Source organism: Paraburkholderia sp. (assembly GCF_047605525.1).
Classification (GTDB): Bacteria; Pseudomonadota; Gammaproteobacteria; order Burkholderiales; family Burkholderiaceae; genus Paraburkholderia.
Map to the genome: position 1 here is coordinate 320,836 of NZ_JASGFN010000002.1, position 26,510 is coordinate 347,345.

The 26,510-nt window shown below is 61.8% G+C and carries 26 protein-coding genes; 7 read left to right on the forward strand and 19 right to left on the reverse strand.

Annotation, left to right across the window (positions count from 1 at the left end; translation table 11 throughout):
* Positions 1-3: 3 nt before the first annotated feature.
* A complete protein-coding gene (locus QM685_RS03790; RefSeq protein ID WP_415112865.1) occupies positions 4-219 on the reverse strand; it encodes a hypothetical protein in 216 nt (71 codons plus the stop codon).
* A gap of 139 nt (positions 220-358) precedes the next feature.
* Here QM685_RS03790 and QM685_RS03795 point away from each other — a divergent pair, with 139 nt between their 5' ends.
* Positions 359-739, forward strand: coding sequence for a TraR/DksA family transcriptional regulator (locus QM685_RS03795; protein ID WP_415112867.1), 381 nt, complete (start codon positions 359-361; stop codon positions 737-739).
* Between the two features lie 212 nt (positions 740-951).
* Here QM685_RS03795 and QM685_RS03800 read toward each other — a convergent pair whose 3' ends face one another.
* On the reverse strand, positions 952-1,251 hold the full coding sequence (locus QM685_RS03800) for a hypothetical protein (RefSeq protein ID WP_415112869.1): 300 nt from the start codon (positions 1,249-1,251) through the stop codon (positions 952-954).
* A gap of 307 nt (positions 1,252-1,558) precedes the next feature.
* On the opposite strand from QM685_RS03800, the gene QM685_RS03805 reads away from it, so the two are divergent.
* Together QM685_RS03805 and QM685_RS03810 are read left to right on the forward strand one after the other, a co-directional pair.
* Complete coding sequence (locus QM685_RS03805; RefSeq protein ID WP_415112871.1) at positions 1,559-2,131, forward strand: helix-turn-helix domain-containing protein; 573 nt, start codon at positions 1,559-1,561, stop codon at positions 2,129-2,131.
* A gap of 11 nt (positions 2,132-2,142) precedes the next feature.
* The gene (locus QM685_RS03810; protein WP_415113112.1) at positions 2,143-2,673 is read left to right on the forward strand and encodes a GNAT family N-acetyltransferase; all 531 of its coding nucleotides are present in this window, start codon (positions 2,143-2,145) and stop codon (positions 2,671-2,673) included.
* Positions 2,674-2,717: 44 nt separating this feature from the next.
* On the opposite strand, the gene QM685_RS03815 is transcribed toward QM685_RS03810, so the two are convergent.
* Genes QM685_RS03815 through QM685_RS03825 form a run of 3 tightly spaced genes read right to left on the reverse strand, consistent with a single transcriptional unit; the run spans position 2,718 to position 6,609 of the window.
* Complete coding sequence (locus QM685_RS03815; RefSeq protein ID WP_415112873.1) at positions 2,718-4,127, reverse strand: M20 family metallopeptidase; 1,410 nt, start codon at positions 4,125-4,127, stop codon at positions 2,718-2,720.
* A gap of 39 nt (positions 4,128-4,166) precedes the next feature.
* On the reverse strand, positions 4,167-5,360 hold the full coding sequence (locus tag QM685_RS03820; protein WP_415113114.1) for a M20 aminoacylase family protein: 1,194 nt from the start codon (positions 5,358-5,360) through the stop codon (positions 4,167-4,169).
* Between the two features lie 16 nt (positions 5,361-5,376).
* Positions 5,377-6,609, reverse strand: coding sequence for a diaminopropionate ammonia-lyase (locus QM685_RS03825; RefSeq protein WP_415112875.1), 1,233 nt, complete (start codon positions 6,607-6,609; stop codon positions 5,377-5,379).
* Between the two features lie 179 nt (positions 6,610-6,788).
* On the opposite strand from QM685_RS03825, the gene QM685_RS03830 reads away from it, so the two are divergent.
* Together QM685_RS03830 and QM685_RS03835 are read left to right on the forward strand one after the other, a co-directional pair.
* Positions 6,789-7,265 carry an Lrp/AsnC family transcriptional regulator gene (locus tag QM685_RS03830; protein WP_415112877.1) on the forward strand — a complete coding sequence of 159 codons (477 nt, stop codon included), beginning with the start codon at positions 6,789-6,791 and terminating at the stop codon, positions 7,263-7,265.
* 174 nt (positions 7,266-7,439) lie between these two features.
* Positions 7,440-8,570: a M24 family metallopeptidase gene (locus tag QM685_RS03835; protein ID WP_415112879.1), complete on the forward strand. Its 1,131-nt coding sequence runs from the start codon at positions 7,440-7,442 to the stop codon at positions 8,568-8,570.
* Between the two features lie 40 nt (positions 8,571-8,610).
* Here the strand turns inward: QM685_RS03835 and QM685_RS03840 are convergent, their stop codons facing one another.
* From QM685_RS03840 to QM685_RS03850, 3 genes are read right to left on the reverse strand one after another with little or no spacing between them, the layout of a single operon-like run.
* The gene (locus tag QM685_RS03840) at positions 8,611-9,774 is read right to left on the reverse strand and encodes a M24 family metallopeptidase (protein WP_415112881.1); all 1,164 of its coding nucleotides are present in this window, start codon (positions 9,772-9,774) and stop codon (positions 8,611-8,613) included.
* Between the two features lie 32 nt (positions 9,775-9,806).
* Entirely contained in the window at positions 9,807-11,339 is a 1,533-nt protein-coding gene (locus tag QM685_RS03845; RefSeq protein WP_415112883.1) for an amino acid ABC transporter permease/ATP-binding protein, read from the reverse strand.
* Between the two features lie 49 nt (positions 11,340-11,388).
* Positions 11,389-12,228, reverse strand: a complete 840-nt coding sequence (locus tag QM685_RS03850) for an ABC transporter substrate-binding protein (protein ID WP_415112885.1) — start codon at positions 12,226-12,228, stop codon at positions 11,389-11,391.
* A gap of 211 nt (positions 12,229-12,439) precedes the next feature.
* Between QM685_RS03850 and QM685_RS03855 the strand changes: the two genes are divergently transcribed.
* Positions 12,440-12,925 (forward strand): Lrp/AsnC family transcriptional regulator, encoded by a 486-nt coding sequence (locus tag QM685_RS03855; protein ID WP_415112887.1) that lies wholly within the window; start codon positions 12,440-12,442, stop codon positions 12,923-12,925.
* Between the two features lie 27 nt (positions 12,926-12,952).
* Here the strand turns inward: QM685_RS03855 and QM685_RS03860 are convergent, their stop codons facing one another.
* Together QM685_RS03860 and QM685_RS03865 are read right to left on the reverse strand one after the other, a co-directional pair.
* On the reverse strand, positions 12,953-14,278 hold the full coding sequence (locus QM685_RS03860) for an MFS transporter (RefSeq protein WP_415112889.1): 1,326 nt from the start codon (positions 14,276-14,278) through the stop codon (positions 12,953-12,955).
* An 81-nt stretch (positions 14,279-14,359) separates the two neighbouring features.
* Positions 14,360-15,931 carry a sulfatase-like hydrolase/transferase gene (locus QM685_RS03865; protein ID WP_415112891.1) on the reverse strand — a complete coding sequence of 524 codons (1,572 nt, stop codon included), beginning with the start codon at positions 15,929-15,931 and terminating at the stop codon, positions 14,360-14,362.
* Positions 15,932-16,068: 137 nt separating this feature from the next.
* Between QM685_RS03865 and QM685_RS03870 the strand changes: the two genes are divergently transcribed.
* Positions 16,069-16,608, forward strand: coding sequence for a MarR family winged helix-turn-helix transcriptional regulator (locus tag QM685_RS03870; RefSeq protein ID WP_415112893.1), 540 nt, complete (start codon positions 16,069-16,071; stop codon positions 16,606-16,608).
* Between the two features lie 142 nt (positions 16,609-16,750).
* Here the strand turns inward: QM685_RS03870 and QM685_RS03875 are convergent, their stop codons facing one another.
* From QM685_RS03875 to QM685_RS03915, 9 genes are all read right to left on the reverse strand, one after another.
* Positions 16,751-17,728, reverse strand: coding sequence for a N(4)-(beta-N-acetylglucosaminyl)-L-asparaginase (locus QM685_RS03875; RefSeq protein WP_415112895.1), 978 nt, complete (start codon positions 17,726-17,728; stop codon positions 16,751-16,753).
* A 31-nt stretch (positions 17,729-17,759) separates the two neighbouring features.
* The gene (locus tag QM685_RS03880; protein ID WP_415112897.1) at positions 17,760-18,824 is read right to left on the reverse strand and encodes an ABC transporter substrate-binding protein; all 1,065 of its coding nucleotides are present in this window, start codon (positions 18,822-18,824) and stop codon (positions 17,760-17,762) included.
* Between the two features lie 103 nt (positions 18,825-18,927).
* Complete coding sequence (locus tag QM685_RS03885) at positions 18,928-19,848, reverse strand: LysR substrate-binding domain-containing protein (protein WP_415112899.1); 921 nt, start codon at positions 19,846-19,848, stop codon at positions 18,928-18,930.
* Between the two features lie 62 nt (positions 19,849-19,910).
* On the reverse strand, positions 19,911-21,158 hold the full coding sequence (locus QM685_RS03890) for an amidohydrolase family protein (protein ID WP_415113116.1): 1,248 nt from the start codon (positions 21,156-21,158) through the stop codon (positions 19,911-19,913).
* A gap of 66 nt (positions 21,159-21,224) precedes the next feature.
* Entirely contained in the window at positions 21,225-22,415 is a 1,191-nt protein-coding gene (locus QM685_RS03895; RefSeq protein ID WP_415112901.1) for a M24 family metallopeptidase, read from the reverse strand.
* 73 nt (positions 22,416-22,488) lie between these two features.
* Complete coding sequence (locus tag QM685_RS03900) at positions 22,489-23,376, reverse strand: ABC transporter permease (RefSeq protein ID WP_415112902.1); 888 nt, start codon at positions 23,374-23,376, stop codon at positions 22,489-22,491.
* A gap of 3 nt (positions 23,377-23,379) precedes the next feature.
* On the reverse strand, positions 23,380-24,441 hold the full coding sequence (locus QM685_RS03905) for an extracellular solute-binding protein (RefSeq protein WP_415112904.1): 1,062 nt from the start codon (positions 24,439-24,441) through the stop codon (positions 23,380-23,382).
* An 11-nt stretch (positions 24,442-24,452) separates the two neighbouring features.
* Positions 24,453-25,505, reverse strand: coding sequence for an ABC transporter ATP-binding protein (locus QM685_RS03910; protein ID WP_415112906.1), 1,053 nt, complete (start codon positions 25,503-25,505; stop codon positions 24,453-24,455).
* A 2-nt stretch (positions 25,506-25,507) separates the two neighbouring features.
* Positions 25,508-26,371 carry an ABC transporter permease gene (locus tag QM685_RS03915; protein ID WP_415112908.1) on the reverse strand — a complete coding sequence of 288 codons (864 nt, stop codon included), beginning with the start codon at positions 26,369-26,371 and terminating at the stop codon, positions 25,508-25,510.
* Positions 26,372-26,510: the final 139 nt, after the last annotated feature.

The window sequence follows — 26,510 nt, forward strand, 5'->3', positions numbered from 1 at the left end:
GTTTCAGTTTCCGAGTTCCTGAAAGGCGTGACCGTTCGCGTTCAGCTCTTTCAGGATCTCGGGCGAGAGTTCGCTTTGCCATATGTGGCCGGAGAATTGCCATTGCTTCGCTTCGGCCGACGCGAAATCCGGCAGGCCCGCGCCCTTGCGCACATAGAGCCCGAGTGTCGGCTTGTCGAGGTTGATGTAGAAATCGAACTCCGCCTGTTGCTGTTGCATGATGTGTCTCCCGAAGCGCGCTGTCGCGGTTCTCAAACCAGCATAGTCGACGCGCCCGATAAAGCGAGTGCTTTATGTTGACGGCGCGGCGCATCGAGGCGTACGTTTGCCTGCGTATCCCTTTCTCTGGAGCACGATCATGGTCAGCCAGCAAAGCGGCTTGAGCGACGCTTTCGTCGAAAAGCAGCGCGCGCGTCTCGAAGCGATGCAGCGCCAGATTCTCGGTGGCGAGGAAAACACCGTAGGCCGCGAGCGGGGTCAACTCGACGAGCAGGGTTCCGAAGCGGAGGAATCCGAAGACGAGGCGCAACGCCTCGAACAGTTCGCTTCGAGTCAGGCGCTGCGCGGCGTGAACGTTCAGCGCATTGCCGATATCCAGCGCGCGCTGGCGAAGATTGCCGAAGGCACTTACGGCCTGTCCGACGAAAGCGGCGAGCCGATTCCGCAAGCCCGTCTCGAAGTGATGCCCGAGGCCATTCTCACCGTCGGCGAGCAGACGAGGCGTGAAGCGGGCAAGTGAGCGTAGGCGATCTGCAATGCGTTGCGGGCTTTCCGGGCGGATCAAGGTATTCAGTTTTTAATCTGCTCACGAAAAAACACCCCAAATCGTTGGACCGAGGTCCAACGATTTGGGGTGCAGTTCAACGAGAGTTGCAGCCTTTCTTGCGACCGGTGGCGTGCTTCGTCGCGCGCTTGCGCTTATCCGCGCCTGGTCGTGATCCTTAACTGCTGCTATTGGCCGCCGGCCGGAGACTTCGTGCTCGGGGTCGCCAGCGTATTGTTGACGCCGAAAGCGGGGGTGCCGGCCGTCGAGCTATCGTTCATGCTCTTCTGCGGGCGCATGGTCGACGACCCGGCGCCCATGCCGCTGTCCGAGCTGGTGGCGCCAGGCGTGCCGTAACCGCTCGTTGCATTGGCGGCCGGAGATTTCGTGGTCGGAGTCGCCAACGTATTGTTGCTCTGTGCATAAGCACTGCCCGACAGCGCGAGTGCGGCAACGGCCGCGATTAACGTGCTGATTGCCTTGTTCACGATTCGTTCCTCCATGATTGGGCTGGGATATCGACGCAGCCGATCGCCGCCTCCTTGACCATGCATTGAGCAATCACCGTGGCGGCTGCGACGACATGACTGCCCGATAGCACGGCCCATGAAAAACTTCTCATGGACCTATTTTCTGAAGCGCTTCCAACAGTATAGGTCAAGCAGCGAATGCGTGATGCCGGCGCCGCCGGATCGTCGACGCTGCCATAAGAGCCCCCCTTCCGCGCGCACTCCGCTGAACCGGCTCATTTGAAAATGTTAGTTTTCTGGAAAAAAATCCACTATACTGGAACCCATGGACGTCGACGCACACATTTCCCAACGCGTGCGGGACCTGCGAAAGGCTCGCGGCTTCAGACTGGAAGATCTCGCGGATTCGAGCGGTGTCAGCCGCTCGACCATTTCGGCTATCGAGCGTAAAGAAACCAGCCCAACGGCCGCCGTACTCAACAGGCTGGCCGATGCGCTGGGCGTCACGCTCGCCGCGTTGTTTTCCGACGAACCTCGGAACACGGAGCAACAGCCACTCGCACGGCTATCGGACCAGAAAGTCTGGACGGACCCCGCGTCGGGCTATGTTCGCCGACACGTTTCACCGGCTGGCCATGCATCGCCAATCGAGCTCGTCGAGGTGGTTTTTCCGCCGGGCAAGAGCGTTGCCTTCGAGAACGTATCGCGGCGGGTGGTAACGCACCAGCAGGTATGGCTGCTCGAAGGAGAGCTGGAAATCACCGTGGGAAAGACGACGTGGCGCCTCCAGACGGGCGACTGCCTTGCCATGGTGCTCGATAAGCACATCGTCTTTCGCAACGCGGGGCCGAAGCCGGCACGCTATGCCGTGGCGCTGACGACACTTCCATCCAATTGAGTGAAAACATGATGAGCCACCGTACTATCGTCGATTGCACGTTCGAGCGCCACGCCGACTCGATCCTGGAGATCTTCAACGAAGCGATTCTGAATTCCACCGCGCTTTACGACTACGAGCCTCGCTCGTCGCAAAGCATGGTGAACTGGTTCGACGCAAAGCGCGCGGGCAGCTTTCCCGTGATCGGAATCGAGAACAGCGATGGCACGCTGCTCGGCTTTGGCAGCTACGGCACGTTCCGCGCGTACCCGGCGAACAAGTACACGGTCGAACACTCCATTTACATTCACAAAGATCATCGCGGCAAAGGACTCGGCCGCGTGTTGATGCAAAAGCTCATCGCTGCTGCAAAACAGAACAATCTGCATGCGATGATCGGCGGCATCGACGCGGCAAATAGCGGAAGCATTGCGCTGCATGAGCGACTTGGCTTCAAACACGCTGGCACGTTGCAGCAGGTCGGATTCAAGTTTGGCCGCTGGCTGGACCTGGCGTTCTATCAGTTGTTGCTCGATACACCTGCTCAGCCGGTTGATGGTTGAGTGGTGGCGATGTATCGCGAGTGTCCGATCGACCGCTCTCCCCGTCAACGCATGGCGATTGCAGCGGCTGAGTGCTCGCCGAGATCCCACCAGAGTCCGGCCATCAAAGCCAAACCCTCGCGGGCCACTGATCCGAGCAAATGCTCATTCGGAGCGTGCTGCGAGCACGCAGGATATGAATGCGGAATCCACACGGTAGGCAATCCAAGCGTTTCCGCGAAGACCGCGTTCGGCACGGTACCGCCAAGATTGGGAATGAGCGCCGGCTTCTTGCCCGTCGTCCGCTGTATTGAATTCAAGGTCCACGCTACCCACGGGTGAGTGACGTCGAGACGCGTTGCCTTAGTTACCGAAGTCACCTTGACCGTCACATCGCGGATTCCCGCTCGTTCGAGATGTCGAGCCAGATGCAGTTCCGCATGTTCCCAATCTGTTCCAACGACGAAGCGCATCTGGCAGTACGCCTTGGCCGACGGTGGAATGGCTCCGACCGGCGCGCCCGAGTTGCCCGACGTGAACGCAAGAACCTCGATGGTGTTCCATGCGAGCACGCGTTCCGCTGTCGTGAGTCCGGGTGCTCCCCACAATGGATCAACGTAGGGAGCATTCTCGTCGGTACCTATCTCGATGTCGGCGATCGCCGCGCGTACCTCGTCGCTTATCGGCGGTGGCATGAGTTCACAGACCTGCATCCGGCCATCGTTATCGACTATCGAAGCTATCGCGTTCGCCAGCACGGTCGCGGGATTACGCAGGATGCCTCCCCAATTGCCCGAATGGTGTCCGCCATCCCGGAGATCGACGCTCAGTTCAAAATTCAGCTCGCCTCGCGAACCAAGGAATACGGTTGGCCGCCCGGCCGCAACCCTCGGCCCGTCGGATGCGATAAAAAGATCGCCTGAGAGGTAGTCTTTCTCGGCTGCGCAAAGCGCATCGAGCCCGGGTGAGTCGATCTCTTCCCCGGTTTCGAAAATCACCTTCAGGTTATAGCCGAGTTTGCCTTCACGCGCGTCGAGAACGGCGGCGAGCGCAGTCAGATTGACAGAATGTTGCCCCTTGTTGTCGGCAATACCCCGGCCATACCATCGATCGCCCTCTACCACGACTCTCCACGGATCGAGACCATTTCGCCATTGCGTGTCGTACCCACGAACCACATCGCCATGCGCGTAGGTAACAACCGTTGGCAGATCGTCGCCCTCGAAGCGTGTTGCCAGCAGCAATGGAGCATCGACGTCGGCCGGATTCTGCATGAAGCGGGTTTCGAAACCGAGCCTGTCGAGAAACGGAGCAATCTCGTCGCGCAGGTACAGGCCGAGGACGGCAGCCTGGCCTGGCTCCTGACTCTCGGTCCGGAAAGCAACCCGTCGTTCGACATCGCGACGAAAATCGCCTTTGTCAAATATCCGCACCGCCCGATCGATAGCCGCCTGGCGGCCATTCTGTCCGTTCATGTGACTGTGTCCTGAAGTCAGATTCAACTGCGCTGACGATCACGCCCGCTGGTGCGCAAGCGCTACCCGAGCAACCTCGGCGAAGTAGCGCGCGCCGGTATCGAGTATCTCGTCGTTGAAATCGTACGATGCGTTGTGCAACGGAACACCGCCCTTTCCCCCGGACTCGCCGTTCCCGATGAACATGAAATTTCCCGGAACCACCTGCAGAAAGGCGCCGAAGTCCTCTGAAATCATCATCGGCTGTACATTCGCGTCCACCAGGCGCGGACCGGCAACGTTGATAGCCGCTGTCACGGCCGTATCGACAAACTGCGGACTGTTGACCGTAGGCGCGAATTCATGGGTGTAGCTGAAGTCGCACTCGACGCCATTCGCCCTGCAAATGCCTTCGCTAACTTCTCGCATCCGCGTTTCCATCAGACGCTGCACGTCGGGCAGATAGCTGCGCGTGTCGCCGTTGATTGTCACTGTTGACGGAATCACGTTTCGCAAACCGTCGGTGATGAACTCTGTACAGGAAATGACCGCGGACAGGCTCGGATCGATATTCCGAGAGACGATCGTTTGCAACGCCAGCACGATTTGCGACGCGACAACGATAGGATCGACACCCATATGCGGGCGTGCCGCATGCGTGCCACGTCCGCGAACGACGATCGCGAAATTGTCTTCGCTCGCCATGATCCCGCCGGAGCGGGTCGCGAAACTGCCCGTTGGCATGCCCGGCATGTTGTGAGCGCCAAAAACGGCCTCCACGGGGAAACGATCGAATAGCCCATCGGCCATCATTGCTTTCGCCCCGCGCCCGTGCTCCTCTGCCGGCTGGAAAATGAAGCGCACGGTTCCATCGAAGTCTTTCTTTTCAGCGAGCAACCGTGCCGCGCCCAGCACCATGGCCATATGGCCGTCGTGCCCGCACGCATGCATTTTGCCCAACGAGCACGACGCATAGGCTCGATCAGGAGCCTTCTCGGTGATCGCGAGTGCGTCCATGTCCGCGCGGATGCCGATCGCCCGATTGCTGCTCCCTACCTTGAGATTGGCAACCAGACCCGTCCCGCCGATATTGCGGTGCACATCCAACCCCAGTGCCGACAGAATGCGCGCCACATAATCGGACGTTTGCACTTCTTCAAAGCCAGTTTCCGGATACCGATGAAGATGATGTCTCCACCCCCGCAGGCTCTCCTGAAGCGGGCGGTCGAAGACTTCGTTATTAGCGAGAGACATGGCCATTCTTTTCACCTCATGCAGTGCAACCTTGCAACCACTCATGCTGACGGGCCAATACCGACTCAGCGGACTCTCCGACCAGTTCGGCGTACATGTTGGGCGCAGTCGCGCCTTCGGTACTGATGACGAGCACGCGAGATTCAGCGTCGAGACCCACCTTTCGCGCGAGATCCGGCGCTTGCGCCAGCAGCGTCAAGCCCGCGAAGCCTGCCGCTCCCGATTCGCCGACGACCAGCGGCGCGTCTCTGTCCGTACCCCTGGCCAGCGTACGCATCGCCTCCACCGCATCACTGTCGGAGATAGTCATGAAGTAGTCGACGCACGGCCACAAAAACTTCCACGCCAGAGGTGATGCCTCTCCGCACGCGAGTCCGGCCATCACGGAGTCGACAGATCCCGTGGCCCTCGTCGCGCTGCCTTCAATCGCGCTCTGATAAAGACAGTCGGCCTGCTGGGGTTCAACAACGATAAAAACGGGACGGTGCTGGCCGTAGTATTCCCACAGATACGTCGTGATCCCAGCCGCCAAACCACCTACACCGCCTTGCAGGAAAACATGAGTGAACGGCACCGGCGACGATGAGGCTCCGATCTGACCAACGATTTCGTCCGGGATCACCCCATATCCTTGCATCACATCGCGGGGAATCGTTTCATAGCCTTCGTAAGAGGTGTCGGAGACGACGTGCCAGCCGTTGGTCCGGGCCAGTTCGGCGGCGAATTCAACCGACTCGTCATAATTGCCCGCGATCCGAACGATTTTCGCCCCATACTTTGCGATCGATTGCTCTCGCTCGACGCTGACATTGGCGTGGAGGACGATCACGCAACGGCATCCAATGGTCTGAGCGGCAGCCGCGAGCGACTTGCCGTGATTGCCGTCCGTTGCGCTGATCACCGTGAGATCCCTGAGCAACCCGGCATATTCACCCTTGATCATTGCCTTCGGATCGAGTGCGACTTCCGATTTCCACAGTCGAACGATCAGGCGCATGAGCGCAACCGGCGCGCCGAGCGCCTTGAAGCTACCAAGCGGAGAACGAACCGATTCGTCCTTGAGGCTCAGTTGCGCGACACCAGCCGTTTCGGCGGCATCGGGAAGGTCCCAGAGCGGCGTCACCGACGAGTTGATTTGAGACCAATGGGAAAGCCATGCGCCACTTTCTCGCGCACTTTCGATGTTCATGATCGCACGCAGCTCCGCGGGATATGCGCTGCGAGAGGCCCTGGTATTGTTGATCAGCATGACTGGATTGCTCCGTTGAGGATCACCTGCACGCGCACTTGCCGATGCGCCGCGATGAAAAATACTTGTGCCGGCGGCGTGGTTCAGAGCAGAATAATATTGCGACAAGGCATTTATTTTGTCCCTATTCAGTCGCTGATTACGCAAAAAATTTGCATCCTGGGACGCGTGGAAGACAGATGAGCAATGTTCTCGATTCGTTTGATCAAAAGCTGCTTGTTGAAGTCCAGAAGGATGCGCAGATATCGCAAAACGAACTCGGCGCGCGCGTGAATCTGTCCACCGCAGCGGTCAACCGTCGTCTTAAACGGATGTCGGAACTGGGTGTCATCAAGCGATACACAGCCCAGGTTTCTCCGGACAAGGTTGACTACAACCTCACGATCATTGCGAACGTGGAAGTCGAGAGTGAGCAGATCGATCTTCTCGACGCGATGAAGCGCACGTTCGCAGCGTGTCCGCAAATCCAGCAGTGCTACTACGTCACGGGGGAATGGGACTTCGTGCTCGTCCTGACCGTGCGCAGCATGGATCAGTACAATGAGCTTACACGTCGTCTTTTCTTTTCGAACAACAATGTCAGGCGTTTCAAGACGCTTGTATGTATGAACAGGGTGAAGGTAGGGCTTGAGATTCCTTTCGATACGAATGAATGACGAAAGTCTCCGCTGAGCGATGCAAGGCTTCGACGTTTTACAGGCGGAAATAAAAGTCCGTTTAGCCAGCCGATCTTGCAAAAAAATATCGGTAGCCGCGATTCGAACAATAAAGTCACAAGGTCCAACCTGCTTATCATCGATCGATACATCCAACCCGTGGAACGAATCGAGATGAAAGACCTGGCGTTTACGCTCAACGAATATCGATCGAGGCTCGCCGCCACGCAGAGCGAGCTTGCGAGCAGAGAGCTGGACTGCGGCATCCTGGACGAGCCGGAAATGATGGGCTGGCTTTCGGGCTACACGACGACAGAGAACCTGTGGCGCGCCTGCGTGGTGCCGGTGGTCGGCGAACCGTTTCTGTTGGTCCGCAAACTCGACATGGCTCCGGCGATTGAGCGAAACTGGTTCAGCAACGTAGTAGGTTTCATTGACTGGGAAGACCCGTTGGCGCTGCTGGTAGAGTCGCTTCGAGCGAACGGCATCAAACACGCTCGCATTGGTGTCGACTTCCAGTCTCACTCTTTCACGGTTGCGCGCATGAATGCTCTCCGTGAAATGCTGCCGGATAGTGAGATTTGCGATCTTGAGCGATCTGTGTGGGACTTGCGCCGGTGCAAATCGGCCGAAGAAATTGCGTTGATGCGGCGTGCGTCCGGTCTTGTCGATCAGGTTCTCGAGCGGACAGTCGCCGCGATTGGCGAAGGCGTTCTCCCGCGAACCGTGGCGGCCGAGGCCGCTGCACAGGTGTACAAACTCGGATTCGATGACGGCTTTATCGGCCCGATCACGGTCGCGACGGGTTGGGATTCGCTGCACGGTTTTCTGCCCGAGCGTGCGCTGCAAAAAGGGGACATCGTGCATATCGAATTGCTCCCGCGGTTGAGAGGGTATTCGGCGCGGATCATGCGTTGTGCCGTGGTCGGGGGCGCAAGCGAAGAGCAACGGCGAATCACCACCGAACTGGCCGAGATTCAGGACCGCCAGATCGACGCCATGCGGCCTGGAGCGATCGCGTCTCACGTCGACGCGATCGTGCGGCACGGTGTGCTGCAAGCGGGACTTCGAACCACATACGAAAACATCACGGGTTACACGCTCGGCCTGACACCGATTACGACGCAGCGGACCAGCGATCTTCATAGATGCCTGACTCCCAAAGCACAGTGGCGTCTGGAGGAAGGAATGATTCTCCACGCGTACACGTCTGCCGGCGGGATCGCGTTGAGTGAAACGGTTGTCGTCACGAATAAAGGTGGCGAGCGGTTGACGCAGACGCCGAGAATTCTCTTCGAGCGTTGATGACAGAATGCCGGGCCCGAGGTCCCGGCCACATCCGGCTTCAACTTAATCGCCACATCTCTCTGGGCGCGCGGATGGTCAGCACGTCCGCAAAACCGTCTTCGGTAATGGCGATGTTCTCTTCGTGAACGATCAGCTTGCCTTCCTGATATTCCATGCCGGGTTCGATGGTGATGACCATGCCGGGTTCGAGAACGGCATCATCGGCTGCGCTGTTCGAAGGTGGCTCGGTGACCTGAAGCCCCAGCCCGTGTCCGAGGCGACCCGCGTTGTTCCCTCGCATGCCCGCCGCTTCGAGGCCTCCCATCATCGCCCGCCACAGGTCACGGACCCGGGTGCCCGCTCGCGCGGTTTCAATGCCCACCTGCGTCGCGTGCCATACGGCATCGTGCACCCGAAGCGCTTCATCCGACACTTTGCCCACCGCGTAGTTGCGGTCGAAGTCGCAAAAGTACCCATCTACCGTCGCACCCACGTCGATGATCAACACATCGCCATCGCGCAACTCGCGTTGCGTTCCGCGTGCGATGATCTGGTCGTATCCGCCTTCGCCTGACGCGCACGCAACATAAGGAACGGTATGCGCGCCGCTACGAAGAATATCGATGGTGAGTGCGCGACTGATCTGTGCTTCTGTCATCCCGCTGTTCGCATAGGTCGGGACCCTCTCGAAACAGTGGCTGACGATTCGGGCCGCCTGTCGGATCTTCTCAATTTCGAGGGTCGACTTGATGTTGCGCAGTTCCCAGATGCACGGTGATCCGTCGACCAGTTCCGTCGTGCCCATCAGGTCGCGCAACCGCAGAAAGTCGACAACGGGCATGCGTAATGCGGATTCACGCCCGAGTTCGAAGCCGATCCTGCCAAAACGGTGGGGTAGCGCGCCCAGAACGGAGGTCATCAGCGTCACTCCTTCGTCTTCGGGGCGTGGAGACGGCCACGTTCGAATACTGCTGACGAAGCATTTTTTGACCGCGACTTCCGCAATTTCCGGTACTACGGCAATCGTGCCGCCATCCGCGGGGACGATGAGAAACCAGGGGCGCGCGGGACTTTCCCAGAACTGACTGTCAAGGCCAGTGAAGTACCGGAAGTTCGATGGCGCAGTCAGCACCAAGGCGTCGAGCTCCCTACCTCGCATGCTCGCCTGAGCGCGCGCGATACGGTCTTCAAATTCAGAGCGAGGAAACGGCAAAGTGGTCATAGCAGATCGTAACTTCCATGAGTTCCGTCAAGTCAGGCGGTCGCCGTCCTTTCGACGCGGTAACCTTTGAGGAATCGGCCCACGCGCGAATCGCGTGGCATGCCGTGGTAATCGGACGGGGTCATGTCGTGCGCGACGACACCTGCCTCCATGAACAGAACGCGGTCGGAAACCTTCATCGCGAACTCGATTTCATGGGTCACGATGATCATCGTCATTCCTTCGCGCGCAAGATCTTCGATCACGCTTAGCACTTCACCGACGAGTTCCGGATCGAGCGCCGAGGTCGGTTCGTCAAACAGCACGATCGAAGGCTCCATCGCCAGCGCGCGTGCAATGGCCACGCGCTGCTGCTGACCGCCGGATAGCTGATGCGGGTATTTGTGAGCGTGCGCGCCCAGACCGACCTTGTTGAGCAGCCGCATGCCATGTTGTTCCAGCAGTTCACCCTTCATTTTCGCGTGGTATGCCGGGGCGAGCGTCACGTTCTCCAGTACCGTACGGTGTGGGAAAAGATTGAAGCTCTGGAATACCATGCCGATGTGGAGAATGCCGTCGTGATATGCAGCTCGTGCTTCGCGGCCGCGATAGGACTTGTGGCTGAACAGGAACGGCTTGTTATTGAGTTTGACATCGCCATCGTCGATCACTTCGAGCCCGTTGAGCGTCCGGATCAGTGATGTCTTGCCGGAGCCCGACGGCCCGATGATGGAGACAACTTCTCCGCTCATGACTTTCAGGTTGATGCCTTTGAGAACATGGTGCGATCCGTAATACTTATGCACGTTGACGGCTTCGATCGCCGGCAGGGATTTGCGCCCTTCGCTAGCCATTTCGATAGGGATGACCTTTTCGGACGCGATCGCCTGAGCCGTGTGCACATCACCGCTACGACGCGTAAAGTCGAGGTGCTTTTCGAGGTAGCTGAGCAGATAGCCAAAGACAGTCACGATCGCAACGTAGTAGAACGCAACTGCGAGCATCGTCTCGAGCACCTTGAAGTTTTGCGTGTATAACCGCTCGCCAACCAGAAGGATCTCTTCGAGCGAGATCACGGAAACCAGCGAAGTGAGCTTCACGATGCTGATGTATTCGTTGATCAGCGACGGCAACGCGATGCGAAACGCCTGCGGCAACACTACGAGACGCTGAAGGCCGAGATAACCAATGCCAAGTGCCTTGCCTGCTTCGAGTTGCCCTTTGTGGACCCCCGCGAGACCGCCGCGATGAATCTCTGCTGCATAAGCCGTCTCGCTGAGCGAAAGAGCGATGAGGCCCGCCCAGAACGAATTGGAGAAAAATGATTGCGTCCACGGGAGAATCTGCGGCAGGTTGTAGACGAAGATGAGCAGGACCAGCAGCGGGAGACTACGGAAAAACCATACATAGCTACGGCATGCCCAGGCAACCGGGCGCCATGTCGATTGTTTGCCGAGTGCGAGCAGGAACCCCGCCACGATACTGATCAGCCAGGATGCAATGCTGAGCTTGACGACGAGGAGCGCGGCGCTCCAGAAATCCGCGAACGTCAGAAGCGAAAGCGCGTAGCGCCAGTCGAAAGTCATATCCGTCTCCTGCGGGGAGGCCCGGCTGCGCCGGGCACAATGCCGATATTTATTGCGCGGTGCCAAGCGCCTTCGCGATTTCGGCTTCCGTCGGGGCCGCGACGTTGTACTTTTTCAACAGCGCCTGATATTCGCCCGTGCTTTTCATCTGTGCGACAGCCGACTCTATCTGCGACTTCAGTTCCGTGTTGCCCTTCTTCAGAGCGATGCCGCAAACCACGGGGTCAAGTGGGCCATTCGAGGTGATTTGCAACCGGCCCCCCGAGCGCTCGACGATCATGCCCGCGATAGAAACGTCTTCATATTGGGCGTCGATGCCGCCGGACAGAATCGCTTGCGCGGTTTCGGCCGACGTGTCGTATTCGCGGACCTGGACAGGTGGCTTACCTCGCGCAACGCACGCCTTGTCCGACGCGTTGTTGATGAACTTGATCCACGCCGCGCCCTTGATGGAACCGATCCGCTTGCCGCACAGGTCGCCGACGGTCTTCGGTTTCAGGCCGCCCGCGGTGCTGACCATCAACGAGCCGCCGGTCATGAAGTACGGGACAAAATCGACCACCTTCGCGCGCTCAGGCGTAACGTAGAGAGCGGACGCCACGATGTCGTAGCGACTCCCGGTCACGCCGAGGATGAGATTGGCGAAACGGGTGTCGACGAATCTGGGCGTGTCTTTCATGTACGAAGCGACAGCACCGATGAACTCAGGATCAAAACCTGCCGGCTTGCCGTGATCCAGATAGGTGTGAGGCGGCAGCGTCATATCGCTGCCTACGGACAACATGCCGGGGACAAGCGTTGCCGCGGCGCTTGCAGTACCGGAGGCCAATGTGCAGGCGATTGAAATGGCGGCCAGCGAAAACAACTCTGCCAACGAACGGTTCTTCATGCGGCACTCCAGGTGGTCTCTCAAAGGGGGCGCTAGCGCCAATCCGTCAGTAACGACGTCGAAGGCAGGCGATCGGGCCAGTTTGAAGTCCACGGAGGAAAACCCCAATCTCTGTCGCCGACTTGATATAGCGCTTGACAGAGAAAGTTTATTGCGGGACAAACTTTAAAACTTATTTATTACTGCCCTGAAAACGAGAAAATTTCTCACCATGCCGAAGCTCCGTCCGACCGTCGAAATAGATAATTTCGATCTGAAGATTCTTGAGATCGTCCAGCAGGACAACCAGATTCCGCATCGGGAAATCGGCCTGCGAATCGGCCTGTCGGTGCCATCAGTTGCGCGACGTCTTCAGAAGATGCGCGCGAACGGCGTGATCACCGCGGATCGGAGCGTGCTGAATCCGGATGCTCTGGGTTCGCGCGTTACGGTAATTGCTCATGTGTCGGCCGAGAATGAAGCCATTGATCTGCTCGATCAGATGCGTGCCCGTTTTGAAGCATGCGAGCAGGTGCAGCAGTGCTATTACGTGACCGGCGAAGTTGATTTCATCCTGATCTTTTGCACGCGCGATATGGCCGAGTACACGGCCCTCACGAGAACCCTCTTTTTTGCCGAGGGCAACGTACGCAGTTTTCGCACTTTCGTTGCGATGGAACGCGTCAAGGTGACGCTTGATGTGCCGATAGGGCAATAGATCCTGGCTCCCCACTCCCCCCACCCCTCAACGATTAGCCACCACATCCGCGGCACCCTGCGCATCGCCCGCTGGCCCGCGCAGAATCCACAACAACGTCAACATACCCAGCGAAAGCAGCACCCCAATTGCCGCGAGCCCTATATACAGGCTTCCCGTCGACGCCTTCAGCATGCCGACCAGCCACGGGCTCACCGCGCCGCCAATGGCGCCGATCGCCGTGATGGTTGCAATGCCGCCGGCGGCCGCGTCTTCGTGAAGATACGCAGTGGGAATGGTCCAGAACAGCGACAGCGCCGCGTAGATCCCAACCGAGGCGACGATCAGCAGCGCGACGGTCAACGCAATGCTATGCGCCGTCAACGGCAGCAACAGGAAACTCGCCGCAACCGCGAAACCGCAGCCTGCTACGTGCCAACGCCGTTCCATGCGCCGATCCGAATGGCGCCCGATCAACACGATACCGATCGCCGTGCACACCGAGATACCGCCGCTCAGCCAGCCGATATCGCTGATGCGATGCATGCCGACCTGGCGCAGCAGCGTCGGGATCCAGAAGCCGATTGCGTTGAGCGCCATGAAGACGCTGAAATAAATCGCCGACATCACATAGATACGTGGATTGGTCAGCACTTCAACAAGCCGTACCTGCGTGTGCGCGTCCGGCGCGCGTGCCGCGCTCAGCGCCGCCGCGATCCGCGCCTTCTCGCTGTCGCTCAGCCAGCGGGCATCGGCGGGTCGGTCGTCGAGAACGAAATACGCGGCGAATCCCAGTGCGATGGCGGGAATGCCTTCGATCAGAAACAGCCACTGCCAGCCGGCAAGCCCGAACGAGCCATGCAGCCCGCTCATGATCGATCCCGACAGCGGTCCGCCGATGACACCCGCCAGCGGCACCGCCATCACGAACAGGCTCATGATCCGGCCGCGCCGCTTGTCCGGGAACCAGTAAGTCAGGTACAGAATGATGGCGGGGAAGAAACCCGCTTCGGCGGCGCCGAGCAGAAAACGCACCGCATAGAGCATCCCGGCGCTGCGCACGAACATCAGCACGATCGTCAGCGCTCCCCACAGCACCATGATCCGCAGCAGCGTCCTGCGTACGCCGATACGCGCCGCGAGCAGATTGCTCGGCAATTCGAAGATCACATAGCCGACGAAAAACATGCCGGCCGCGATGCCGAACACCGCATCGTCGAATTTCAGGTCCTGCAGGAACTGAAGCTTCGCAAATCCGATATTCACGCGGTCGATAAAGTTGACCACGTAGCAGATGAAGATGAACGGTATGATGCGCCGCGCGACCTTGCGGAACACGGCATCATCGGTCGAATTGCCGGAAGTATCGATCATGGTGTCTCCTGAAACCCCACCTGGCGTGGTGGTCCCGCTTTTCTTGCGGGTCTTGTCCGCGAATGCGGTTCGAATGCCGCGTCACCACTCGCCGAAGAACACGCCCCAGTCCTTGTGCGTGTTCGTGCGGCTCGCGACGCCGGCATCGTCGATCGTCACGCGCTGCTTGAGCGAGCCGTACCAGTCAACCAGCTTCGCGTGCATCCGCGTGCGCACGGCTTCATGCGTGCGATCGCCGCCCAGGTCGACGAACTCGTGCGGATCGGCTGCGAGATCGAACAACTGCGGGCGATAGCCGAGCCAATGCACGTATTTCCAGCGTGCATCGCGCACCATCCAGCCGCGGCATTCACCGGGTTCACGTCCCAGCGTCAGGCGCGCGCCGCGAAAACTGTAGTCGAGTTCGGAGACCACGTAATCGCGCCAGCCGTGTTCGCCCGTTGCCGTGTTCCGCATGAGCGGCAGCAGTGACTTGCCTTCGATCCGTTCTTCGTACCCAGGCAGTCCGAGACCCGCGAGTACGGTGGGCACGACGTCGATGCACGAGGTGAAACGCGCCTCGCCAGTTCCGCGCGTCGCATCCGCTTCGGGCGACGGATCGTGGACGATCATCGGCACGCGCTGCACGGTATCGTAGAACTGCTCTTTTTCGCCGAGCCAGTGATCGCCGAGAAAATCGCCATGATCGGCGGTAAAGACAATCAGCGTGTCCTGCCAGCGGTTCAGCTTGTCGAGCGCTTCCCACACGCGCCCGAGATGATCGTCGATCTGCTGGATCAAGCCCTGATAGACCGGCCGTACGGTGTTCGACACTTCCTCGCGCGCGAAATTGATGCTCTCCTCGTGCTGTCGGTAAGCGGCCACGACAGGGTGTGCATTATCGAGTTCGGCACGTCGCCGCACGGCGGGCAGGCACTGATCGAGCGAATACATGTCGTGGTACGGGCGCGGCGCGACGTAGGGCCAATGGGGCTTCACATACGACAGATGCAGCGCCCACGGCTCGTCGCCCTGCTGCTCGATGTAGCGGATCGCCTGATCGGTCATGTACGCGGTCTCGGAGTGCGGCTCCGCGACGCGCGACGGCCAGCGCACGTTGCTCATCTTCCATCCGGAGCGGACCTGGCCGGCGTCGTCTTCGACACTGATCACGTAGTCGCTCCACGGCCGCTCGCTCGCATAGCCCCGCGCGCGCAGCCACGCGGGATAGCCGCTTTCGCGGCCCGGCTCGTGATGACCGTCGTAGCGGTCCAGTTCGACGAACGAGCCCGCCGAAAGCCGTAAGCCGAGTGCGCTGTCGCGCGCGATCTCGAGCCGTTCCATGCCCGACGCGTCCACCTGAACGTGCGTCTTTCCGGCGAGCGCAAGCGAGCGGCCATGACGGCGCAGGTACTCTCCGAGCGTAATCTCGCCGATCGACAGTGGCACGCGGTTCCAGTTCGCGCCGTGACTCGTCATCGTGCGGCCAGTGTAATACGACATGCGCGACGGCCCGCAAACGCCCGAGCTGACAAATGCGTTATCGAACCGGACGCCGCGCGCCGCCAGCGCGTCGATATTGCGTGTGCGCAAATACGGATGGCCATAGCAGCCGAGATGATCGCGCCTCAACTGGTCGCACATGATGAAGAGCACGTTGCGGATCGCTGTCATGGGTGTGTCGTCCGGATCTCGTCGAAAGCGGGGATGGCTTCGATGCTAGAGAAGAGGCGCACGATTGACCTAATCAAACGTATGTGCGGTTGCACAATCGCGCATAATGGTCTCCTACTTCTCCGGACGACCGACCCGTGCCGCGCTCATCCTCCGTCCCTCCCGCGCCATCCGCGCCGCGCCTGAAGCAGCCCGGCCATATCGACGAGTTCCTGCTGTACCGGATGCACAATCTGACTCGCGTCGCCGTTCAGGGCGTCGGGCTGATGTTCCGCAACGAGATCGGCATCAGCCGGCGCGACTGGCGCATTCTCGCGTTCGTGGGTCAGTTCCCCGAGCTGAGCCTCACGCGGCTGGCGGAACTCACGGGGCTGGATACGGTGATCGCGAGCCGCTGCGTGACGCAGCTCGTGAAACGCGGCTTGCTGGCCAATACCCGGCTACCGGCGAACAAGCGCGTTTCCGCGCTCCGGCTCACCGAGGCGGGCAAGGCGACCTATGACCAGGCGCACGCGGCCGGCCGGCAATACAACGTGGAATTCGCCGCCTGCCTGACCGATGACGAGGCGCGCCAGCTCGAAACGCTGATGAGCAAGCTCGAGCTCCGCGCGCAACAACTGACGCGGCGCGAGATCGAGCGCAGCGGCGGCACGCACGGAGAGCCGGGAGACGAATAGCGGGCGTGCCCGGCAGATCGGCGAAACACTGGTAGCGAATCGGACGCACGGATCTGCCCGCCATTGCGGAATTTCGACACGAGCAGGCCATTCACCGCCGCCTCGACGTCATCAGTCGTCGGCGTCATCAGCCGAAGCAAACTCAAACGTCGGTATAGACCTGCATCGCGATCCGCTTGCTCTGCGGCTCGCCCGCCGAGATCTGGATCAATTCGCACGGACGGCGCTCCGGCTGCGCCATTCCGGGCGTCCAGACCCAGTAGTGGTTGTCCGGCAAGCCGTTGACCGCCACCACGTGATGATTGCCCGCCGCATCGATCGCATGGATCGTGACCCGGCTGATCAAGCCGCCCTTCAGCGCGCGCATGTCGTCGACGGCTTCGTTCACCGCGCGCGCCACGCTCATCCCCATCTTCATATAGAGGACCACCGCGCGCGCCGTGCCCGCGCGGATCGTCATCTCGCCCGCGCCCGTGCATGCACAAGCGCCGTAGCGGCTGTCCGCGTAGGAGCCCGCGCCGATCACCGGGCTGTCGCCGAGACGGCCCGGATATTTCCAGCCCCAGCCGGACGTGCTGGTGCCCGTTACCACGTTGCGCGCGTTATCGAGCGCGAGAAACACGGTTGTGTCCTTGCCGATCTCCGGATCGACCGCATCCTGACAGTAGCGTTCGAGCGGCACATCGGGCCACGCGGCCTTGTCGGCCGCGCTGACTTCGGCGTCGAACCAGCGCGCGTAGGCCTGGCGCGAATGCTCCGCCAGCAGGTCGCACCGGTCGGCGCCCGTTTCGGCCGCGAAGCGCGCGGCGCCGTCGCCGATCAGCAGTTCATGCGGCAGACGTTCCAGCACCGCGCGCGCGACGCTCACCGGGTGCCTGAAACCCTTGAGACCACCGACAGCGCCGGTGCGCAACGTCGAGCCGTCCATCATCGAGGCATCGAGCTCCACTTCGCCGAGCAGATTCGGCCAGCCGCCGCGGCCGACCGTGCGTACCTCTTCGTCGTCCTCGACGAGCCGGATGCCGGCCTCGACCGCGTCGAGTCCGGCCCGGCCGTCGCGCAGCATTTCCGCGGTCAGGCCGATGCCGGATTTGCCTTCGTTGTTGGTCAGAATAATCATGTTGCGTAGCCAGAAAGAATGCGAATGCCCGTCACAGTCCCGCGCGGAACTGCTTGTTCCAGAAGTCGAGCATGTCCGTCTTGTGCTTCATCAGCAGCGCGAAATCGACCGGCACGATCCGTTCGAGTTCGGCGCCCGAGAATCCCACCGCCTGCTGCAACGACGGCGGCAGGCCGGCATTCGTGATCGTCGGCGCGTAGCCCATCGATTCCGCGAACGCATGCTGCGCGCGCGGATCGAGCATCGCGTTCAGATACGGGAACGCGCACGCGGCCTGCTTGCTGCCCGCCGTGACGGCCGCCTCGAAGGTGGCCGGCAGCGCGCCCTCCTTCGGGAACACGTAATCGACGGCAAGCCCCGCTTTTTTCCATTGCAGCGTGCGCGCCTTCCACGTGACGGTCACGACGATCTCGCCGCTCTTCAGCGCCGACGCAAGCGCGTCGACCGACGGATACACCCGCGGCGACGCTTCACGCAGCGCGCGCAGATACTTCTGCCCGAGCGCGAGATCGCTGGCCTTGCCGCCGGACGCAAGCGCGCCAGCCAGCGTCAGATAGTCGTATTGATCGTCGACGAGGCCGATTTTTCCTTTGAACGCCGGATCCAGCAGCGCGGCGAGACCGTCGGGACGCGTGCGGACCCGGTCCGTGTCGTAGACCAGCACGAGCGCGCTGAAGATATGCGGCACCGCGTAGCTGCGGCGGAATTGCGGAATCACGTTCGCGAGGTTCGGCAGCAGCGCTTCGTCGAGCTTCGCAGTCGTGCCTTCCGAGTACATCTGGAACATGTCGTTGTCGCGCAGCAGCGCGATATCCATCGTCGCGCGCCGGCCGTGCGCTTCGGCGCGCATCGTGGTCTGGCGCGCGAGCGCGCTGCCCACCGCGTAGGTGACGGTTATGCCGGCCGGCGTGACGAGCGGATCGATATTCTGTTGCAACAGGCGCTGGTAGTCTCCTCCCCACGTTCCCACCACGATCTGACCGGCACAGGCGCCGGCCGCGTTCGCTTTCAACGCGAACGGCCCGAGCGCGGACGCGGCGACGAGCGTGCCGGTCGACTGAAGAAAACGGCGGCGTGGTTTGTCGATGTTATTCATGCACTCGCTCCAGGAGATATGCGGTTTGGAAAAGACGATGCACGGCTGCGAAGAAACGGCTGATTGCCGCGGCGCCCAGCCGCGCGGCGACTGCCGGTCGGACTCAGGCCGCCGAGCCGAGCCGCGCGTTCACGGCCGCGACCACTTCGCCGAGTGTCTCCTCCATCACGCTCGACAGTTCGTCGAGATGCGGCGCCGGTGCCGCCCCGTGCGGCGTAATTTTCAGCGTATAGAAAGGCATCGCATGCTCGAAGCGCCGCAGAATCAGATTCGAATCGAGAAAGTCGTATGCCGATACCGGATGCAGCAGGCCGATGCCAAGTCCTTCCTTGACCATCGTCGCGATGTTGACCGAATACGGCGCGATCGCGACGACCTGCGATTGCAACTGGCCGGTCGCGAAAACCTGATCCATCCCCCAGCGCACCAGACTCGGCTGATCGTACGAAACGATCGGCTGGTCCCGCAGATCGGCCACCCTGATGACCTTGCGCTTGCCGAGCGGATGCCCCGCCGGCAATGCGCAGATCGCATCGAGCTGCGCGAAGGCGGCCGAATCGGTGCCGGTCACGTCGACCGTATTCGTCACGAGACCGAGCGCGAGCTGGCGCGACACCACCTGGTCGCGGATCAGCGCCGATGCCCCGGTCGTCAGCGCGATCTGCACGGCCGGATGCCGGCGATGAAAATTCGCGATCACGCGCGCGAAATAGCCGAGCCCGAACGACACGACCGAGCCCACGCGAATCACCGCCGTCGACGGATTGCGCAAGCTCAGCGCGAACTCGCGGATGTTGTTCAGACCGGCGTAGCGTCGCTCGACTTCCTCGAACAGCGCGAGCGCTTCGATGGTCGGCTCGAGCCGGCCGCGGCTGCGATCGAACAGCGTGAGATTGATCGAGCGCTCCAGATCGGTAATCAGCCGGCTGATGCCGGACTGCGACGTACCGATGACCTGCGCGGCGCGGGTCGTCGTACGCGTGAGCATCAGCGCCCTGAATGCGTCGATGTGCCGAAAGTCCATCCGTTCTCTCCGGATTGCATGGGCCGCCGGCGCCTTTCGCTCCCAGGGGAGTGGTCCGCTCGTCACGCCTGCAGATCAAAGGCATGGATTTTACCGCCCTTCATCACCACCGGAATGCGCTCGCCCTGCCCGAGCAGACAGTCGAGCGACGCGAGCGGATTGCCGTCGACGACGAGCATGTCGGCATGCGCGCCCGGCGTGATCTGCCCGAGCTGCCCGGCCTGGCCGAGCACCTCGGCGCCGACCAGCGTGGCGCTGCGCAGGATCTCGAGCGGCGACAGCACTTCGCTGCGCAGGCGGAATTCGTCGCTTTGCAAACGCTGCGATTCGCCGAGCAGATCGGAGCCGAAGCCCATTGGCACGCCCGCGTCGCGGAAGATTTCCAGCGAGCGCAGACCCGCGTGCCGCACGCCCTCGATCTTCGCGACGCTGTCCGCCGGCAGGCCGAGCGATTCGCCTTCGTTCGCGAGCGCGTCGTACGTGACGAGCGTCGGCACCGCGAACGCGCCCTGCTCAGCCATCACGCGCGCGGCCGCCGCGTCGACCAGATTGCCGTGTTCGATCGTGCGCACGCCGCAGCGCACCGCGCGCGCGATCGCCTCGGCCGTGTACGCATGCGCGAGTACATAGGTGCCGCGCGCTCGCGCCTCGTGCACGATCGCGCGGATCTCGTCTTCCGAATAACCCCATGCGCCGACCGGGTCGGTCGGCGACGCGACGCCGCCCGACGCCATGATCTTGATCTGGTCCGCGCCCATCTGCAGTTCCTCGCGCACCGCGCGGCGCACCGCATCGACGCCGTCGGCGACACGCGACACCGCGCCGACGCGCGCGCAGCACGAGCACGGGCTATCCGTGCCGATGTAATCGGTGCGCCCGCGCATGTCGCCATGTCCGCCGGTCTGGCTGATCGCGCGGCCCGACACGAACAGCCGCGGACCTTCGGCGAGCCCCTGTTCGAGCGCCTGCTTGAGCGCGAAGCCCGCGCCGCCCGCGTCGCGCACCGTCGTAAAGCCGCGCCTGAGCATGCCTTGCAGGAGCGGCAGCGATTTCAGCGTGACCAGCACGTTCGGCAGATTCACCTGCTGCGCGAGATTCAATTGCGTCGCATGCACGTGCACGTGCAGATCGATCAGTCCGGGCATCAGCGTCTTGCCGCGCACGTCGATCTCGCGCGCCGACGCGCTGCGGATCGGGCGATCCGAGACTTCCTTGATGCGCCCGTTTTCCACCAGCACCGCATGGTCCTCGCGCAACTCGCCCGCCACCGGGTCGAGCAGCGCGCAGTGCGAGAACAGAATCGACTCCATCATTTCTCCTCCGGGCTATGTTCCGGGTGATTCTTCAACGTCGAAGAATTGCACTGGCCGCGCGGCTCAGTCGATCGTCGCGTGCGCCAGCGTGCGCGGCGTATTCGTCAGCAGTTCCGGCGTCGCGCCCGTCACGACGGAGTCGTCGAGACGGAAACCGCCGAGGCCGTACACATAGATGCCCGGCTCCGCCGAGTAGACCTCGTTGTCGAGCAGCGGCCGATGATTGAACGCCATGTCGTCGGGGTACTCGTGGCCGATGATGCCCATGCCGTGGCCGGTGCGATGGCGGATGTACTTCGCGCAACCGGCCTGCTCGATCACCGCCTGCGCGGCGGCGTCGATGCCCGACACCGGCTGGCCGGTGACCGCCGCCGTGACCGCGGCCTCGTTGGCCGCGCGTGCCACCTCGTGAAAGCGCGCCTGCTCGGCGCTCGGCTTGCCGCAAAACCACGTGCGCTCGTTCTCGATCACGAGACCGTTCAGACGCGGAATCACGATGTTGACGAGACCGTCGCCCGCGTTGATCCGCGCGCCGCACGATGCACCATCGCCATGCGGCGACGCCGACGCGGGCCCGGACAACGTCCAGCAGCGCATCACCTCGAGGTTTTCGCCGGGGAAGCGGCGCCCGCCTTCGGTGACCATCAGCGCGGCCATCTGGTAGTCGAGCTCCTGAACCAGCCGTCCCGGCCGGATGTTCTCGCGATAGCGTTCCTGCACCCAGTCGGCGAGGCTCGCGGCGGCGCGCATGATCGCGATCTCCTCCGCATGCTTGACCCAGCGCAACGAACGCAGCTCGGCGAGCATCGGCAGCAATTTCGCGTCGGGCAGCAACGATGCCGCGCGGCCGAGCGGACCGCCCACCGTCTCGACGCCGATGCGCGATGCGCCGAGCCCGGCGGCGCGCAGACGCGCGGCGATCAGTTCGGGCACTTCCGCGAGCAGCGGCTGCCGCTCGGCCACGCGCGGATGCTCGGAGTAGAACGCGATATCGTCGAGCCACAGATGACCGCGCTCGCGCGCCATCATCACGTGATGCGTCGACAGCTCGTTCATGATCGCAAACGGCTCGCCCGATAGCGGCACGCACACCGCGATCGGACGCTCCCACGTTTGCACGTCGACATGGAAATTGGTCGCCCACTGGAAGAAGTCGGCGGAAGTGAAGATCAGTGCGTCCACACGCTGACGCTCCATCAGCGACTTCATCAGGCGATGACGGTAAGCGCGGGTCTCATGAGTGAGTATGGGCATCGGTTATTCCCTCGGGAAATCACGCATTAAAAGGAGGCGCCTCTCACGGACGGACCCGCGGCGCCCGTCGGATTCAGGTCATCATCGTTTTCATGTAGCGACGCTGAATGATCCAGTGCGACAGCAGCGCAAGTGCAAAGGTGACGATCATCGACACCAGCGACAGCACCGCGCCGAACGGCCAGTTATTGGCCTTCGCGATCTGGTCGTAGATCGCGGGCGTCATCATCGTGATGCCGGTGCCGCCGAGCAGAACCGGCGTCGCGTAGGCATTCATGCACAGGATGAAAACGAGCATCGTGCCGGCGGCGATGCCCGGCGCGGCCATCGGCAGCACCACGCGCGAGAGAGTCTGGCCGAAGCTCGCGCCGAGATTGCGCGCGGCTTCCTCGATCGAAAAATCGAGCCCTTCCAGCACGCTTTGCAACGTCAGGATCATGTACGGCAGCACGACGGCCGTGGTGCCGGCCACCACCGCGAACGGCGTGTACAAGAGCCGCACCGGCTGATCGACCACGCCGAGCGCGATCAGCAGCGCGTTGACGAAGCCCGCGTTGCCGAGCATGACCATCCAGCCGGCCGCGCGCACGACGTTGCCGACCAGCAGCGGAAACACGAGCAGCATCACGAGCTGGCTCTTGTAGCGGCTTTGCGTCTTCGCGAGAACGTAGGCAACGGGAAAGCCGAAAACGAGCGACAGCGCCGTGCACAGCGCGGCCACCTTGATCGTGGTCCACAGCACCGCGTGATAGTACGGATCGATCAGGAACTGGACGTAGTTCTCCAGCGTGAACGCCGCCTGCATCAGCTGGACCGAGTCGAAATGATTGAAGCTGTAGCGCACCAGTTGCACGCCCGGCAGCACGATCACGAATAGCACGACCAGCGTCGCGGGCGAAGCGAGCAGGCCCCCGGCGAAGTCGCGGCGCCGCGGCGCGGCGTTCAGTGCTGTGGTCGTCATGGTTCAGAGCCCCGGCTTGAATTCCTTGTTCCAGAAGTCGAGCAGCGCCGGCTTTTCCGCGGTGAAACGCGCGTAGTCGATCTTGACGAGCCGGTCCAGTTCGGCATTCGTGAACCCGACGCTCTGCTGCAACGCGGGCGGCAACGACGCATCGGTGACGGTCGGCGCATAGCCCATCGTTTCGGCAAAGCCCACCTGCGCGCGCGGATCGAGCATCGCGTTCAGATAGTTGAAGCCGCACGCGCGCGACGGCGCGTTCTTCGGCACGGCGGCCTCGAACGTGACCGGCACGCCGCCCTCTTTCGGAAACACGTATTCGACCGGCACGCCGCCTTTCTTCCATTGCAGCGCGCGCGCTTTCCACATGCAGGTCATCCAGATCTCGCCGCTCTTCAATGCCGCCGCGACCGCCTCGTTGGACGGATAGACCTTCGGCTGCTGCTTGCGCACTTCGCGCAGAAACTGGATGCCGGCGGCCGTGTCGCCGTTGTGCTGGCCCGCCGCGAGCGACGACAGCAGCACGTTGAAGTTGTACAGAATGTCGGAAAAGCCCACCCGCCCCTTGAGTTTCGGATCGAGCGCGACCGCCATCGAATCGGGCTTCGCGGAAAACTTCTCCGGGTTGTAGACGACCACCATCGCACTGAAGATGTGCGGAATCGAATACGGCCGGCGCAGTGCTTCGATCGTGCGCGCCGAGTTCGGCACCAGCTTCGTGTCGAGCGGTTCGAGCACGCCCGAGCGATTGACGTCGAACATATCGATGTCGGCGAGACAGGCGACGTCGAGCGAGCCGTGGCGCGACATCTTTTCCGCGCGCAGCTTCGTCATGCGGCCGATCTGGTCCGCCGAATCGTAGGTGACACGGCCGCCCGCGGCCTCGATGATCGGCTTGCCGATATTCTGTTCGAGCAGATTCAGATAGTCGCCGCCCCACGTGCCGACGACGACATTGGGACAGGCGTCGGCCGCCAGCGCCATGCGCGGATCGAAACCGAGCGACGGAGCGACGAGCAGACCGGAAGCAGCTTTGAGAAATGTGCGGCGCGTGATTTGATGGCTCATTTATAGGTCCCTCAGGCGGAAAAAAGCAGGCAGTCTTCGGTTCTGAAACATGCGTGCAGCGTGTCGCCCTGCGACCAGCCGCCGGCACTCGCGTGCGCCGTGTTCGGCACGAGCGCGACGAGGCTCTGGCCGCGTTCGCCCGTGAGCCGTAATTCGACGGTCGCGCCGAGATAGATCCTGTCGGCGAGCCTGACTGGAATCGATACTTCGCTGTGCTCCGGCGCCGCAGCGAGCCGCAAGCGCTCGGGGCGGATGCCGAGCGTATTCGCACCGGGCGCGGCGGCGTTCACCGCAATCCTGTCGCCGGCTGCGGTCACGAAGTGCCCGTTGTCGACGTGCCCCGCGAGGAAATTCATGCGGCCGAGAAAGTTCGCGACGAACGGATTCGCGGGCCGCTCGTAAAGCTCGGCCGCGCTGCCGATCTGCTGCACGCGGCCGTCGTGCATGACGGCCACGCGATCCGCCATCGCGAGCGCTTCTTCCTGATCGTGCGTGACGAAGATGGTCGTCAGACCGAGACGCTGCTGCAGCGCGCGGATCTCCTCGCGTACCTCGACGCGCAGTTTCGCGTCGAGATTCGACAGCGGCTCGTCGAGCAGAAACACGTCGGGACGAATCGCCAGCGCGCGCGCAATCGCGACGCGCTGCTGCTGACCGCCGGACAACTGCCGCGGATAGCGTTCGGCGAGCGACGTCAGCCGCACCATGTCGAGTGCTTCGCGAATGCGGGTGTCGCGCTCCGCTTTCGGCACGCGCCGCATTTCCAGCCCGAACGCGACGTTCTGCGCGACCGTCATGTGCGGAAACAGCGCGTAGCGCTGGAACACCATGCCGGTGTTGCGCTTGTCGGGCGCGAGCCGCGTGACCTCGGTATTGCCGATCCAGATTTCGCCGTCCGTCGGCTCGACGAAACCCGCGACCATCCGCAGCGTCGTCGTCTTGCCGCAGCCGCTCGGGCCGAGAAACGCGACCAGCTCGCCCTCGGCGATATCGAACGACACATCCTCGACCGCGGTCGTCGCGCCGTATTGCTTGCGCAGATTGCGCAGGGATACCTGAGCCATATTCAGATCACCTTGCCGAGCTTCACGAAACGATCGGTGATCAGCATCACGATGCCGAGCAGCACGATCTGCGCGGCCGAAACCGCCGCAATGGTGGGGTCGAGATTGAACTCGAGGTACTGCATGATCGCGATCGGCAACGTGGTCCTGCCGGGACCGACGAGCGGCAGCGTCATCTCGAGGTTTTCGAACGAAACGATGAAACCGAACAATGTGGACGCGACGATCGCCGGCCGCAGCATCGGCAACGTGACGCGCCACAGCGTGCGCCACGGACCGGCGCCGAGATTGCGCGCCGCTTCCTCGACGGTCTCGTCGATCTGGCCGAGGCTCGCGGTGACGAGCCGGATCGTCCACGGAATCGTCAGGCAGATATGCGCGAGCAGCAGGCCGCCGAAGGTGCCGACGATGTCGGTATCGAGCGCGTTTTCGGCGCGCAGATAGAACAGATACGTAGCGATGCCGGCGACGATGCCCGGCACCACGAGCGGCAGCAGCAACACGTTGCCGACGACGCGCCGCCCCGGAAACCGGTAGCGCGCGAGTGCGAGTGATGCCGCGACACCGAGCACGACGCCGCCGATCGCCGCGCCCGCGGCGAGTTTCATCGACAGCACGAAGCCATTGGCGAACGCATCGTTACGCCATGCGTTGACGTACCACGACATCGTGTAGCCGGACGGCGGGAACGTAATGATTGCGTCTTTGAAGAAGCTCAGCCAGATCACGAAGATCAGCGGGCTCAGCATGAACAGATAGATGAGTGCGACGCCGGCCCTGACGAGCCAGGCCGTTGGAACAAAACGTGGGCGGGAGAATGCGCGCGCGGAAACGATGTTGCTACGGTCAATCGGAACCTGCGTCACCGCGCTTTCTCCTCGGCTAGGAATAACACGTTTGGCTGGTGCTGCGACGGAGTGACGGCGCAAGGCCTTCCCCGGTCAGGTGTGGCTGCAACTGTATGGAATGTAAATTTGCATAGCCTCACCAATTTCGATTCACAGT